The organism is Flavobacterium luminosum (assembly GCF_023635005.1).
Classification (GTDB): Bacteria; Bacteroidota; Bacteroidia; order Flavobacteriales; family Flavobacteriaceae; genus Flavobacterium; species Flavobacterium luminosum.
Map to the genome: position 1 here is coordinate 1 of NZ_JAMLJM010000001.1, position 14,317 is coordinate 14,317.

Consider the following 14,317-nt stretch of genomic DNA (forward strand, 5'->3'; position numbering starts at 1 on the left):
TTGTCATCCTATGTTTGTAAAAGGAAGTTCTTTGAAAATTTTATAAATTTATTTCAACAGAAGAAAGAGAAAGATAAAAGCTAAATTTTGTCATTGGTCAATTAAGACTGTTCAGCATGCTAGTTCCTTTCTCTCTCTGCTTTTGAACTTGGACAGTTCATTGGTCACAAAGACCGCATTTAGGATTGATAAGTCTCAAGCAGATTTCTTCCGTTTACTTTAATTTCCTTAAAAACAAATGTATGAAAAAAAGTAACAATTATGTTGGAATTGACATTTCAAAATTAACTTTTGATGTAGCTATTTCTAGTTCTGAAGACAAGTATAAGCATTTAAAATTTGCTAACAATCATGAAGGTTTTATGATGTTTTTAGAACATTTAAACGCCTCTGAATCAATTTGTATAATGGAAGCTAGTGGTCCATATTATTTAAAATTAGCCACTTTTTTGTCAGAGCAAGCAATAGATGTTTGTGTTGTAAATCCATTAATAATTAGAAGATTTTCTCAGATGCGAATGAGTAGAGCAAAGACAGATAAAAAAGACGCTATGCTTATTGCAGAATATGGAAAAACAGAAAAACCTGATTTATGGCAACCAGAAGCAGCCTATGTTTTAGAGCTTAAACAGATGCAAGCCTATTTAGAGCAATTAAATAAAAACAAAACAGCATTTACAGTTCAAAAAGAAGCTTTTAATCAAAACCCTATTAAAAGTGAAACACTTGATAAAAGTATTAATTCTGTTATAGAAACGATAGATCAAGAAATAAAGCAAATCGAGAAAAGAATGGAGTTAATAATAAAAACTCATCATCAAGAAATGTTTGATCAACTAAAAAGTATACCAGGAATGGGCAGTAAAACATCTTTACTTTTAATTGTGATATCTGGAGGCTTTAGTAAGTTTAATAATCACAAGCAACTTGCTTCGTATATTGGAATATCGCCCAGAATATTTGAATCAGGAACAAGTGTTAAAGGGAAATCTAAAATTTGTAAAATGGGTATGAGTAAAATTAGAGTTTTACTTTACATGTGCGCTTGGTCAGCAAAAAGATGCAATGAAACTTGCAAAGCATTATATGATAGATTGGTAGAAAAAGGAAAATCAAAAAAGCTTGCATTAATTGCAGTTGTAAACAAATTATTAAAACAAGCTTTTGCGATTGCAACAAAAAAAGAATATTATTCAGTGAAAATTAACTAAAATAAATTTGGAAATAAACACAGTTCATGCTGAACTCGTTTAACTTCGTTGAATCTTCGATTTCAGCATCTAGAAATAAAAAAACACCAACAGCAATGTTGGTGTTTTTCTTTTTTTTGGATATACTTCAAACTATATTACTTTCTAACTTTCTTAATAAAAGAAGATCTCAATTTATTTTTCTTGATGTAAAGATGCATCTGTTGGGCAACTTCCACTGGACGATCACTGGAAATAATCATAACTCCAGAATTTACAATATCTAAATAAACCTTATCCCCATTAGCCACAGCACTTTTATCGATATTCCCCATGGTTCCAGAGATACAAGTAATCCCTTTACTTTTCATATACTCCATAGTTTCTGGTTTTGGAAACGATGTACCCACAAAAGCAATCATGTTTTCAGCTTTTACGCCCATGCTTTCTAAACGTTCTACATCTTCTTTCCCTCTGGCCGAAACAGAAACCAAGAAATCAGGAGCCAAATGAGCCACTTCAGCCGCTTGATTAGCATTATAAGTGATAATAATCGAATAATTCTCTGCTTTATTCTTTCTCACAGCATCAACAACCAACTTAAAAGGAACGCCTCGCTTCACATCGAGGGTATAAACGACCTTCCCTTTCCCCCATTGTAAAATCGCATCCAACGTTTCTATTTTATATGAAGTAACATTCGCTTGATTGTCTTTCAACGTAAACTGTTGCAATTCCTGAAAAGTATAATTGTTAATATTTCCAGTTCCTGTCGTAGTTCTATCAAGGGTGTTGTCATGCATCATCACCAAAACAGAATCTTTAGTCATGGCAATATCCGTTTCAATGATGGCAGGATTGTATCGAATAGTATTGGCAAAAGTAGCAATACAATTTTCCGGAAAATGAGTAGTGGGACCTCCACGATGCGCACTTACAATAGGATAAAAATTCTCCTTAGAACGGAAAAAAGATTTAAAATCACTATTCTTCTTAAAATGGATTACATGAAATTTTTCTTGCCCAAAAACCAAAACCACTTGCACTAAAGCCACTAAAACAAAAAACTTCTTTCTCAAAACAGTTTAATTTAAAAATTTATGTCGTAAAAATACAAAATAGAATCCACGTCGTTTTTATTAACAACGATTCATACCGAATAAATCCTTGAAATGCGTTCTAAAGATTTTTTAACCGAGACTTGACAGTTATAAAATTAAATCTCTTCCACTGCCATGACACCTTCTAAAAAATCAATCCCTTTTACTTCTTCAAAAAAGTCGATTTCGGTTTCGTGAGGCAAAAAATCAGAAATAATGCGAACAATACAATCCTGAGGCTTTTTCAAATACATGAAGGTGTAATCTTCCATATTAACCACCGTTTTTTCGGCTAAATCGGTGGTTCGTACAAACTTATCGGAAGTCAAAGAAGACAAACACGGTAAGTTCAATCGAGGCGCATTGATAATCGGTTTGCCATTTTCAAACAAGCCGCCTTCATAACCGTAAAGGGAAGCATGGGTAATTTCGATAGGTTTTCCCAATTGTAAATAATCCGGTAAATGAGACGCTTTCCCTACAACTGCCGCAAAGCCCATCAATACACAAACAGCATGTTCGGGTAATTGCATCATCGCTTTTGCGGTACTTTCGCGTCCAATACCGGAAACGATGACTTCGTAAGTATGTTTTTTATTAGTTATTTTGGCAAGAGCTTCCAAAACTTTCTCTCGCTCAATCTCCATTGGGGTAAGGATAATGATGTTCAAAATGTTTTTGGGGCAAAGATAATTATTTACCCAACGCGCTAATCCTAAAAATCATAGTCTAAAACCCTTTAATACTTCCTCTCCTATTCTCTTATCTTGTTAATGGAATACGATTCATAAACATTAGCGCTTTTTCAGATGATTTTCATCTTAAATAAAACACACCTCTACCTCAAGCTATCATACTACAATACAAACACATAGCTACAAAATAACTTTATAAAATACAATTACCCCCAGATAAGATTAATCTAAATAGCTTTGAGATCAATTCATTTAACTTATTTTTTAAATTTCTAAGTCTATTTTTATTTAGCTTTGCATCGATGAAAAAACTGATGACCAAATATCATTTGTTGTTTTTTACTTTCTTTGTGTTAAGTTTTCCTTTTTGGGCAAACGCTATACGAATTGAAGGGGCTAATCCTATTTCATCCTCTGCATCAAATCCACAAGAGTATGTTCTTCCTCAAAAAATCAATAAGGAATTACTTACTGTAAAATCCATCTTCAATTCTGACTTACAACAAAACAAAGCGGACATTTCAGAAACAGAAATTGAAGAGGTTGATGTTCAGAGAATATCCTTTCCTTATTCTGATACATTTTATTCTGAGTACCTCAACACTCATTTCTTAAAGAATAATACAAACAATCAGAAGGAACTAAAAGCAGGAATTTATAACAATTTCCTAGCTTCAATTCTACCCATACACATTCTCAATTGCGTTTATAGAATTTGATTTTTTAAAATTTTCAAGCTACAAAATAGTTAATCTTCATTAACTACAATTTTCTATTGATCATTTTTAAAAAATTTCATTCTATTATCATGGCAAAAAAGATTTTTATGCTTTTGAGCTTAATTAGTACTTGGTTACTAATAAGTTGTAATTCACACAAAGAAGAAACGGAAGAAAAAGCAAAGTATTTGGTTTCTAACCCAATAAAAACCGACACGCTGGTGGAGCGTAAATATGTTTGTCAAATTCATTCCATAAAACATATCGAACTTAGGGCATTAGAACAAGGATATCTACAAAAAATATTTGTAGACGAAGGACAAAAAGTGACTCAGGGTCAACTGATGTTCAAAATCATGCCAAATGTTTATCAATCAGAATTGTTAAAAGCAAAAGCGGAAGCTAGCGCTAGCAATATTGAATACCAAAACACAAAAACGTTAGCAGAGAAAAATGTAGTCTCTAAAAACGAATTGGCAATTGCTAAAGCAAAACTTGACAAAGCATATGCTGAAGTAAAACTAGCTCAAACCCATTTAGACTTTACCAACATCAAAGCACCATTTACAGGAATCATAGATCACTTTCACGCAAGAGAAGGAAGTCTATTAGAAGAAGGCGAACTACTAACAACCTTATCCGACAATTCCAAAATGTGGGTTTATTTTAATGTTCCTGAAGCGGAGTATTTAAACTATATGACTAAAAAGTCTAAAAATGAAATGCTTAAAGTCAACTTAGAAATGGCTAATGGAGCCATTTTCAAACAGGAAGGAATTGTTGAAACCATTGAAGGGGAATTTAACAACGAAACGGGAAATATTGCCTTTAGAGCCACTTTTAACAATCCCGAAAGAATATTACGACACGGTGAAACGGGAAATATTATTGTGAAAAACGCTTATAAAAATGCTATTCTAATACCACAAAAAGCAACTTTTGAGGTACTAGAAAAAAAATATGTTTTCATTGTCGACAAAAACAATATCGTAAGACAAAAAGAAATTACAGTCGCAAAAGAAGAAATCCCTTATCTATTCATAGTAACTAAAGGATTAGCAGCAACAGATAGAATTCTATTAGACGGTTTACGCAAGGTAAAAGAGGGTCAAAAAATCGAAATTGACTATCAGAACCCTAAAAAAGTATTCTCAACATTACAGGTGGAGGCCGAATAATAACATAAAAAACACATCGTATGTTTAAGAGTTTTATCAAAAGACCAGTAATGGCGATTGTAGTATCGCTCATTATAGTATTTCTAGGGTTACTATCTATCAAAACCCTACCCATATCACAGTTCCCCGAAATTGCGCCACCAAGGGTAATTGTTACTTTAGCCTATCCAGGAGCCAGCGCCGATGTATTGGTAAAATCGGCTTTAATTCCGCTAGAACGCTCAATCAATGGGGTTCCTGGCATGAAGTATATGGTTTCTGACGCAACTAGTGCCGGTGAAGCGACCATCCAGATTGTATTTGAACTCGGTACCGACCCTAACCAGGCGGTGGTTAACGTTAAAAACCGTGTGGACAAGGTCATTAACAACCTCCCCCATTTAGTACAACTAGAAGGGGTTATTGTAAACGTGGTGCAACCCAGTATGTTAATGTACATTAATCTTTATAGCAATGACAAAAATTCTGATGAGAAGTTTTTGTACAACTATGCCAATGTCAATATCATACCTGAAATACAACGTATCAATGGTATATCGCAAGCGCAAATTTTAGGAAACAGAAACTATGCCATGCGTGTATGGTTAAACCCTGATAGAATGCGTGCTTACAAAATTTCTGTAGATGAAATTATGAAAGCCATGGCAGAACAAAGTATTATCGGTAGACCGGGTAGATTAGGACAAGCAACAGGGATAAAAGCACAAGCTTTAGAATATGTTTTAATTTATCAAGGACGTTATAATAAACCCGAACAATATGAAGACATCATTATTCGCGCCAATGCTGAAGGTGAAATCATCAAATTAAAAGATGTCGGGAAAGTCCAATTTGGTAGTGAATTCTTCGACATTTACTCAAATAAAGACGGGCATCCTTCTGCCGCCATTCAATTAAAACAGGTCTACGGAAGTAATGCCAGTGAGGTTATTGAACAGGTAAAACACAAAATGGAAGAACTAAAAGGTTCTTTCCCTCCTGGAATGAAATATGAAGTGAGTTATGACGTATCAACCTTCCTTGATGCCTCAATAGAAAAGGTGATTCATACTTTAGGAGAAGCCTTTGTGCTGGTAGCTATCGTTGTGTTTATTTTCCTTGGAGATTGGAGATCAACTTTAATTCCAATTATTGCAGTACCTATTTCATTAATTGGGGCCTTCATTTTCATAAAGATGTTTGGCTTAACGATCAATTTAATTACGCTATTCGCATTAGTATTAGCAATTGGAGTGGTCGTCGATGATGCCATAGTCGTCGTGGAAGCCGTCCATCTTAAAATGGAGGAAGACCATATTGGCCCATACAAAGCGGTACAACGAGTATTAGGTGAAATTGGTGGTGCTGTTGTTGCTATCACCTTATTAATGACCTCGGTTTTCGTTCCAGTCGCATTCATGTCAGGACCCGTAGGAGTGTTTTACCGACAGTTCTCCATTACCATGGCGTCTTCAATCGTATTATCCGGAATAGTCGCATTAACACTAACACCTGTATTGTGCGCCATGATTTTGAAAAACAATCACGGAAAACCTAGAAAAAAATCACCCATCAACATATTTATTGATGCGTTTAATAGAGGATTTGAAAAACTAACGGGGCGATACACAAATATTTTAACGAAGATTGTAGATAGACGAGTAGTAACATTCTTGGTTTTAGGTGGTTTTGCCTTAGGGACTGTTTTTGTCAATGAAACATTACCTGCGGGCTTCATTCCCAGTGAAGACCAAGGGATGATTTATGCCATTATTCAAACACCTCCGGGTTCTACATTAGAAAACACGAATGCGGTGGCTCGTAAATTACAAGCATTGACTAAAAAAGTAGAAGGCATTCAATCAGTATCTTCGCTAGCAGGATATGAAGTCTTAACAGAAGGAAGGGGTTCCAACGCAGGTACGTGTTTAATCAACTTAAAGCCTTGGGAAGAAAGAGAACATTCCGTTCACGAAATCATTGAAGAACTAGAAAAAGAATCCAAAGATTTTGGTGCTGTAATTGAATTCTTTGAACCACCAGCAGTGCCTGGTTATGGGGCTGCCGGAGGTTTATCCTTGCGTTTATTAGACAAGACAAACGGCGAGAATTACCATGAATTCGACAAAATCAATAAAGATTTCATGAACGAATTGGGCAAACGCAAAGAACTCACAGGATTGTTTACTTTCTACGCAGCCAATTATCCTCAATACGAAATCATTATTGACAATCAAGCGGCCATGCAAAAAGGAGTCTCTATAGGTAATGCTATGGAAAATCTAAACATTCTCATTGGTAGTACCTACGAACAAGGTTTCATTCGATTCAATAATTTCTTCAAAGTATATGTACAATCGGGTCCTGAATTCAGAAGATACGCAAGTGATTTACTGAATTATTACGTAAAAAATGATAAAGGCGAAATGGTACCTTATTCGGCTTTTATGACCTTGAAAAAACGTCAAGGCCCCAATGAGATTACGCGTTATAATTTATACAATTCAGCTGCGATTAGAGCGGTTCCAGCCAACGGATACACAACAGGAGAAGCGATTAAAGCGATACAAGAAGTAGCCGAAAAAAAATTACCTCATGGATATGATGTAGATTGGGAAGGTTTGTCTTTTGATGAAGCCCGAAGAGGAAATGAAGGAATCATCATTTTTGGTATCGTATTAATTTTCGTGTATTTCGTATTAGCTGCACAATATGAAAGTTTCATTTTACCATTGGCTGTGGTGCTATCCCTACCTGCAGGAATTTTTGGAACATTCTTATTACTTAAATTATTTGGATTGGCGAATGATATCTACGCTCAGGTAGGTTTAGTAATGTTAGTAGGTCTACTGGGTAAAAATGCCGTATTGATTGTCGAATATGCCGTCCAGAAGACGCAGCAAGGCATGTCAATACTAGAGGCAGCCATTGAAGGTGCTAAGGTTCGTTTTCGCCCTATTCTAATGACATCCTTTGCCTTTATTGCGGGGCTTATTCCTTTAGTAAAAGCTACAGGAGCTGGAGCAATTGGTAACAGAACCATTGGTACCTCAGCTTTAGGAGGAATGTTGTTTGGAACCATTTTCGGGGTATTATTAATTCCAGGCTTGTATTACATTTTTGGTAAAATGGCAGAAGGCAGAAAATTAATCAAACACGAAGATTTCAAACCATTAACGGAAGAGTATAATTATAGTGGTAAAGAAAAAGAGAAAAATGAACAGAAATAATGTATTAAAAGGTGTAATCGCAAGTGGCATGATACTCATCATGCACTCTTGCGGTGTACCAAAAGTTACGACTCAAGAGAGCAAGGTGAAGCTACCTGCTACTTATACCAATTCATCAAATGGTGAGGCGAGTACTGGAAAAATAAAATGGAAAGATTTTTTCGAAGACCAATATTTGCAACAACTCATAGACTCTGCATTGGTAAACAACAAAGAATTAAACATTTTGATGCAAAAAGTAACTATGGCTCAAAATGAAATTCAAACTAGAAAAGGGGAATATTTACCCACTTTAAACCTTAATGCTGGAGCTGACCTTGACAAAGTAGGAGAATTTACAAGAAATGGTGCCGTGGAAGAAAATCTTCCTATTAAAGAAGATACTAAATTTCCAGAGCCATTTACGAACTACAAATTCGGACTTTACAGTACTTGGGAAATAGACGTATGGAAAAAGTTGCGCAATGCTAAAAAAGCAGCGGTAATGGAATACATGGCTTCCCAAGAAGGTAAAAACTATCTAGTGACCAATTTAGTGGCCGAAATCGCTGCATCCTATTACGAATTAGTTGCTCTGGATAATCAATTAAAAAATATTGAGCAAAATATTGAAATTCAAAAGAATGCTCTACAAGTGGTAAAACTTTTAAAAGAATCGGCAAGAACAACGCAATTAGCCGTAAAACGTTTTGAAGCTGAAGTACAAAAAAATCAGAGTGAAATCTACAACATCAAACAAGAAATTGTGGTGGCTGAAAATAAAATTAACTTTTTAGTCGGTAGGACAGCCCAACCCGTGCTAAGAAGTGCTGATAATTTCATGAACACACAACCTAAAGTGATAAGTGTGGGGCTCCCTGCTGATTTGTTAGAAAACAGACCTGATATTAAAAAAGCCCAATTAGAATTAGAATCGGCAAAACTGAATGTCAAAGTAGCAAAAGCTAACTTTTATCCATCATTGGGTTTAAAAGCAGGTATAGGCTATGAAGCGTTCAAACCGCAATTTTTACTCAATTCGCCAGAATCATTATTGTATTCATTAGCGGGCGAGGCTTTGATGCCATTAATTAACAGAAATGGGATTAAAGCCCAATATAAAAACGCTTCGGCCAAACAAATTCAGGCAGTGTATGAATACGAACAAACCATTTTAAATGCCTATACCGAAGTCGTGAACCAATTATCCAATATTGATAATTTGGATCAATCTTTCAAACTGAAGAACGACCAAGTGACGGCCCTGAATGAGTCCATTGTCATTGCCAATCAATTATTTCAATCGGCCAGAGCGGATTATATGGAGATTTTATTAACACAACGTGATGCTTTAGAAGCTAAAACCGCTTTAATAGACACCAAAGAAAAACAGTTCTTAGCGGTAATCCATTTATACAAAGCATTGGGAGGCGGTTGGAATTAAATCTAACAATATCTCAGGGTTAGTTTTTTTTATTTTTTTTTGTTTGAAAAGGGTTGTCTCGAAAATGAGACAACCTTTTTTCGTTGTACATTATAAAAAGCCTAAAAATATATAGGAGGAGTTCACAAAACCTAATCGTTAATTTTAGTAATAGTATCCAATACTTTCAAGATAGATGGAATCCGAAAATCCCCATGCATATTTTGCAAATGAGTAACAGCCACAGCTCTTTCCATTCCTAGAACTGAAACATATAAAGGCTTATTACTATCACCTCGATACAAAGCCTCCACCGTTGACTTGTTACTATGAAATGTATTTTTAGCAACACCTATAACAGGGATTTTCTTTCCTAACAATTCCCATACATAACCGCCCAAACCATAGTGTAACGAATCCCACTGCTGGCGCGAGCGTCTCGCTCGTATAAAAATCAGTTCGTATCAATTTCTAAAGTAGGATCATTATCATTTCGATAATTTGTGCATTATTATATTTCCTACTCATAGATTAAATGTAGCTATTTTTTAATATATCCTAAAACTAAATGCTATTAAAATATTTTGTTTTACAAATTGGTAAAAGTAAGATCCTCACGCCACTATGGCACAGAATGCAATGCTGCGCTAACGATATCGCTTAGATTTTGTTTACGCATATCTAGGCGATCAGGTTTTTTTCTTTACTACTTTTCGGTATATTTATAAACGTCAGTAATAAAAAACCACCACTGACAGAAAGTCGGCAGAACGTTAGGCACAAGGTTGAAAAAAACCAACGCTCAAAACAGGCACAAAAAAAAACAAAAGAGCCTGTGCTGCCAACGCGGACACCAAAATCAAACCACCCAAAACACTACGACCGACTTCCTCTTTTTGGGATTTTTTCCCCGTCAATTAACACTTCTTAACACTAAATAACACTCGTTAACAGTTTTTTAATTTTTATATGCTTTGTTTTGAAGCATTATTAATCACAAATATCTAACCAATGAAAAAATTAGTTTTTCTTTCAGTATTCGGACTAATGTCCGTTGGGGCTTTCGCCTCAAATGGGGAAGAAGCTCTAAAACTTCCTGAAGCCAACGTAGAAACCATCGAAAACAGATTAGAAACTGTAGACTCAAAAACAGTAGATAGTGCTGTAAAAGCTCAAATTACAGTAAACTGTGAAGATGGCTCTTCTTACATTGTAAGTTGTGACACTTGCACCACTTCTCAGCTTATAAATATTGCAATAGCTTTGTGTAGCTAAAACTACATACCCGTCTCGGCTTTACCGAGACGGGTTTTATTAAATTAAAAACAATTACGACACTATGAGATTTTTGATAATTTTCTACTTTTTTGCTTCAATTTCAGTTTGTAATGCCCAAAGTCAGGGCATTGTTTATTATGGGCATATAGAAAGTCCCGGCAAAGGCGGTCCAGCAGGACTTGATTTCAACGCTTATTTAGCTTTTAACAAAGAAGCATCTTACTATGTAACGGCCAAAGATTCGCTTGAAAACCAATCTGAATTGGAAAAACAACAAACTAAAGAAGTAAACGGAAAAACCGAAATTTATCTGGGTAAACACACTTTACCACAAGGCAAACAAGTGTACTACAATCGGCAAAAAGACAGCCTTTGGTGGAATAAAAAATATAAGGAACCCGTTTACGGACGTGAAAAAAGAGAAAAAATAAACTGGAAACTAGAAACTGAAACTAAAACTTTTGGTGGACTTACCTGCCATAAAGCCACAGGATTTTTCAGGGGGAAAACCTATACGGCTTGGTATACAAAAAAAATACCATTGCCCTACGGGCCGTGGAAACTTCAAGGGCTTCCGGGACTAATTCTTGAAGCCTACGACGAGAAAAAGGAAATGTACCTTTATTTTAAATCGGTTGAATATCCTACTCAACTCAATTTAACAGTGGGGTCAATCGTTAAACCCAAAGAAGATCATAAATACAATTGGATTTCAATTGACGAATATAAAGAACTGCTTGAAAAAATAGTGGAAAAGAACAAAACCAAAGCTATATTGATTGCCAAACAAATTGGGAGCAATGTAGAGGTAAATTCAGGTGGTGTTGAGACGCTTAGCGTAGAGTTGTTTAACTAATTTTTAAATTATTTTAGATTGGTCAAAAACCCCATATAAGAGTGAGGCCTCATTTTTTACAGCTACTTTATGAAATCCATTTTGCTCCTTATTTTTCTTTTTATATCGGCCGGCAATTATGCTCAAACTATTGCTGTTTCGGGCTTAACAACCAATAACCAACTGCAACCGATTGAAAGTGTTGTTGTAATAGCCAAAAGCGAAGAAAATGAAGCATTGGGTTACAGCTACAGCAATGAAAAAGGATTTTATAAAATAGAATTTGAATTGGGCAATAGGCGATCGTTTTTGCTTGAAGTTTCAAGCTTAGGATATGCTACCATTGAAAGGAAAGTTAGCGTTGAGGACCAAACTACCACCTACAATATCAACTTTAAAATGGAAGAACAGACAAAATACCTGAAAGAAGTTGTTGTAAAAGCGCATCAAAAAATTAAAGTAAATGCCGACACTACTTTTATTCGGGTTTCGCAATACACCACCAAAACCGAGCAAACAGTTGAAGATGTGCTGAAACGGTTGCCCGGAATAGAGGTTTTACCTGATGGCAGTATAAAAGCTCACGGAAAACCTATTGAAAATCTTTTGGTAGAAGGAGAAAACATATTGGATAAAAACTATAAAATCCTTTCCAAAAATTTAGATGCAAAAACACTGGAGGAAGTCCAAATTTTGGACAACTACGAAGAAAATCCCATTTTCAAGAGTCTTTCCAATTCAGAAAAAGTAGCCATAAATCTAAAGTTGAAAAGTGATTTTAAAAACATCTGGTTTGGGAATGTTTCAGTGGGCTACGGACTTGAAAACCGCTACCAATCTGCATTAACTTTGGGCTTGTTGAAAAAACGTATAAAGTTATTGGAGTTCAGCAACATAAACAATACGGGGAACAAGGCGACCAACTTCTTACAAAACGAGAATATTGTGATTGATTTATCGCAAATGTTTCAAAAAATAGAGAAAAAGCCTTTTTCAATTTTTTCAATAGATAAACAAGAAGAAAACGTTTTCAATTCCCGAAGTATTTTCAATACATCAATGCTTCATTCACTTGGGTTATCTTCAAAAGTAAACGACAAATTGACTGTTAGGGGGTCTGCAAGCTTCATTTCGGACAAAACAGAACAAGATTATCAAGCCATAACCCAATACATTACAGGGGGAAACACCACAACTTTTTCGGAAATAAGCAATTACGAAAACAAGAACAGGATTGGTGCTACGGAATTGGAACTTAAATACGCTCCAAACGCTAAAAATTACATTGTAAATACTACGAAATACAACCGAAATCCTCATAATACAATCAATGGCATAATGTTGAGCAATGTGGACGTTTCACAAGAAAACGATGCTTTCTCAGAAACGTTTTATAACCATTTGGAACACACACACCTTTTAACAAACAACTCCACATTGTACAACTACTTGTATGCTGGATATGGTATTTCGCACGAAAATGCCGAAATATCACATCCTTTATTGAACGATTTGTTGGAAACGGAAAACATAGAGCCGTTTTTTCAAGATGTCAATAACAAATTCAATTATTACGGCCTGCAAAGTACAATGCTAACCAAGCGGAACAAATGGGAAAACCAACTGAAATTTCACGCCCATTTTGAAAATGAAAATGCATCGAGCCGGCTTTTTACAGAAAATGAAAATAGCTTTGACGACTATATGAATAATTTGAAAATCGACAACAATTTTCTCTCGATTTCAGAAGCATTAAAATTAAAACTGAAACAGAACAATTATATAAAAGGAAGCCTTACGTTCACACAAAATTGGTTCAACAATAATGATTATTTACTGAAAAACGCTTCGCTTACGTTTAGGCAAAAACTGAATGATATAGGTGTAATTAGATTAAGCTATAACTATAAAGAAGATTTACCCAAAACCCAAATGCTCTTATCGGGTTTTGCATTAAACTCATACCAAGATTTTGTAAGCGGTACAAATGAGATAGTAAAACTGAAAAACTCTGTTTTATCATTTAATTACAGTCTTTATAACGATGTTAAAGGGTTTTCCATAAACAGTTCTGTGCTTCATACTATTACCCATTCGGGCTATGCACCAAACACTTACACTAACAGCAATTTTATTTTTAACGGTTTAATGTCATACGCAGGAGGAGAAAATACGCTGGCCAATGCAAGCCTGACCAACTATTTCAGTACGTTGAAAATAGCCACCAAATGGGAAACCGACCAAAGTTTTATTCAGTCGCCCTTTTCGGTCAATAAATCTGAAATTACCAATCTTAAAAACTACTCGGGAAGCTATGCTTTTTCTGCAAGTTCTTACTTTAAAAAATGGTTTAATTTTTCTGGTGGTGTTTCGTATCGTTTTTCATCTTCAAAAGTGGAAGGCAATTTGAATTCTTTTGAAGCCAAAAAAGCTTTTTTGGATTTCAACTTAAAAATTTCGGAATCGTTAAAAGCTACCGTAAACAACGAATATTACATACTGGACAACGAGAATTACACTTTTTTAAATGCAACTATTAACTACGAACCCAAAAAGAGCAGGTGGTCTGGAACGCTTTATTTCAACAACCTTTTAAATGAAGAAGAATACCTTGTTCAGCAAATCAATACTTTTACATCTTATGAAAAGCGTATAAAACTAATGCCTGCTTATGTGCTTTTCAATATAAAATACAGGTTCTAATTTTGTTA

Annotated in this window: 11 protein-coding genes; 8 read left to right on the forward strand and 3 right to left on the reverse strand. The window is 35.1% G+C overall.

Features of this window, described 5'->3' with window-relative positions; translation table 11 throughout:
* Positions 1 to 242: 242 nt before the first annotated feature.
* On the forward strand, positions 243 to 1,211 hold the full coding sequence (locus NAT50_RS00005) for an IS110 family RNA-guided transposase (RefSeq protein ID WP_250590212.1): 969 nt from the start codon (positions 243 to 245) through the stop codon (positions 1,209 to 1,211).
* Between the two features lie 137 nt (positions 1,212 to 1,348).
* On the opposite strand, the gene NAT50_RS00010 is transcribed toward NAT50_RS00005, so the two are convergent.
* Together NAT50_RS00010 and NAT50_RS00015 are read right to left on the reverse strand one after the other, a co-directional pair.
* Positions 1,349 to 2,269, reverse strand: a complete 921-nt coding sequence (locus NAT50_RS00010) for a glycerophosphodiester phosphodiesterase family protein (RefSeq protein WP_250590214.1) — start codon at positions 2,267 to 2,269, stop codon at positions 1,349 to 1,351.
* A gap of 137 nt (positions 2,270 to 2,406) precedes the next feature.
* Positions 2,407 to 2,961 (reverse strand): hypothetical protein, encoded by a 555-nt coding sequence (locus NAT50_RS00015; protein WP_250590216.1) that lies wholly within the window; start codon positions 2,959 to 2,961, stop codon positions 2,407 to 2,409.
* 338 nt (positions 2,962 to 3,299) lie between these two features.
* On the opposite strand from NAT50_RS00015, the gene NAT50_RS00020 reads away from it, so the two are divergent.
* The 4 genes from NAT50_RS00020 to NAT50_RS00035 all read left to right on the forward strand — a co-directional run bounded on the left by NAT50_RS00020 (position 3,300) and on the right by NAT50_RS00035 (position 9,514).
* On the forward strand, positions 3,300 to 3,704 hold the full coding sequence (locus NAT50_RS00020) for a hypothetical protein (RefSeq protein WP_250590218.1): 405 nt from the start codon (positions 3,300 to 3,302) through the stop codon (positions 3,702 to 3,704).
* An 89-nt stretch (positions 3,705 to 3,793) separates the two neighbouring features.
* Positions 3,794 to 4,882, forward strand: a complete 1,089-nt coding sequence (locus NAT50_RS00025) for an efflux RND transporter periplasmic adaptor subunit (RefSeq protein WP_250590220.1) — start codon at positions 3,794 to 3,796, stop codon at positions 4,880 to 4,882.
* A gap of 20 nt (positions 4,883 to 4,902) precedes the next feature.
* Positions 4,903 to 8,091: an efflux RND transporter permease subunit gene (locus tag NAT50_RS00030; protein WP_250590222.1), complete on the forward strand. Its 3,189-nt coding sequence runs from the start codon at positions 4,903 to 4,905 to the stop codon at positions 8,089 to 8,091.
* A complete protein-coding gene (locus NAT50_RS00035) occupies positions 8,078 to 9,514 on the forward strand; it encodes a TolC family protein (RefSeq protein WP_250590224.1) in 1,437 nt (478 codons plus the stop codon). The genes NAT50_RS00030 and NAT50_RS00035 overlap by 14 nt, the downstream gene beginning before the upstream one ends.
* A 131-nt stretch (positions 9,515 to 9,645) precedes the next feature.
* Here NAT50_RS00035 and NAT50_RS00040 read toward each other — a convergent pair whose 3' ends face one another.
* Positions 9,646 to 9,894: an endonuclease V gene (locus tag NAT50_RS00040; RefSeq protein WP_250590226.1), complete on the reverse strand. Its 249-nt coding sequence runs from the start codon at positions 9,892 to 9,894 to the stop codon at positions 9,646 to 9,648.
* A 610-nt stretch (positions 9,895 to 10,504) separates the two neighbouring features.
* Here NAT50_RS00040 and NAT50_RS00045 point away from each other — a divergent pair.
* The 3 genes from NAT50_RS00045 (at position 10,505) to NAT50_RS00055 (ending at position 14,309) form a co-directional block, all read left to right on the forward strand.
* On the forward strand, positions 10,505 to 10,768 hold the full coding sequence (locus NAT50_RS00045) for a hypothetical protein (RefSeq protein ID WP_250590228.1): 264 nt from the start codon (positions 10,505 to 10,507) through the stop codon (positions 10,766 to 10,768).
* Positions 10,769 to 10,832: 64 nt separating this feature from the next.
* Complete coding sequence (locus tag NAT50_RS00050) at positions 10,833 to 11,627, forward strand: GLPGLI family protein (protein WP_250590230.1); 795 nt, start codon at positions 10,833 to 10,835, stop codon at positions 11,625 to 11,627.
* A gap of 69 nt (positions 11,628 to 11,696) precedes the next feature.
* On the forward strand, positions 11,697 to 14,309 hold the full coding sequence (locus NAT50_RS00055) for a carboxypeptidase-like regulatory domain-containing protein (RefSeq protein WP_250590232.1): 2,613 nt from the start codon (positions 11,697 to 11,699) through the stop codon (positions 14,307 to 14,309).
* Positions 14,310 to 14,317: the final 8 nt, after the last annotated feature.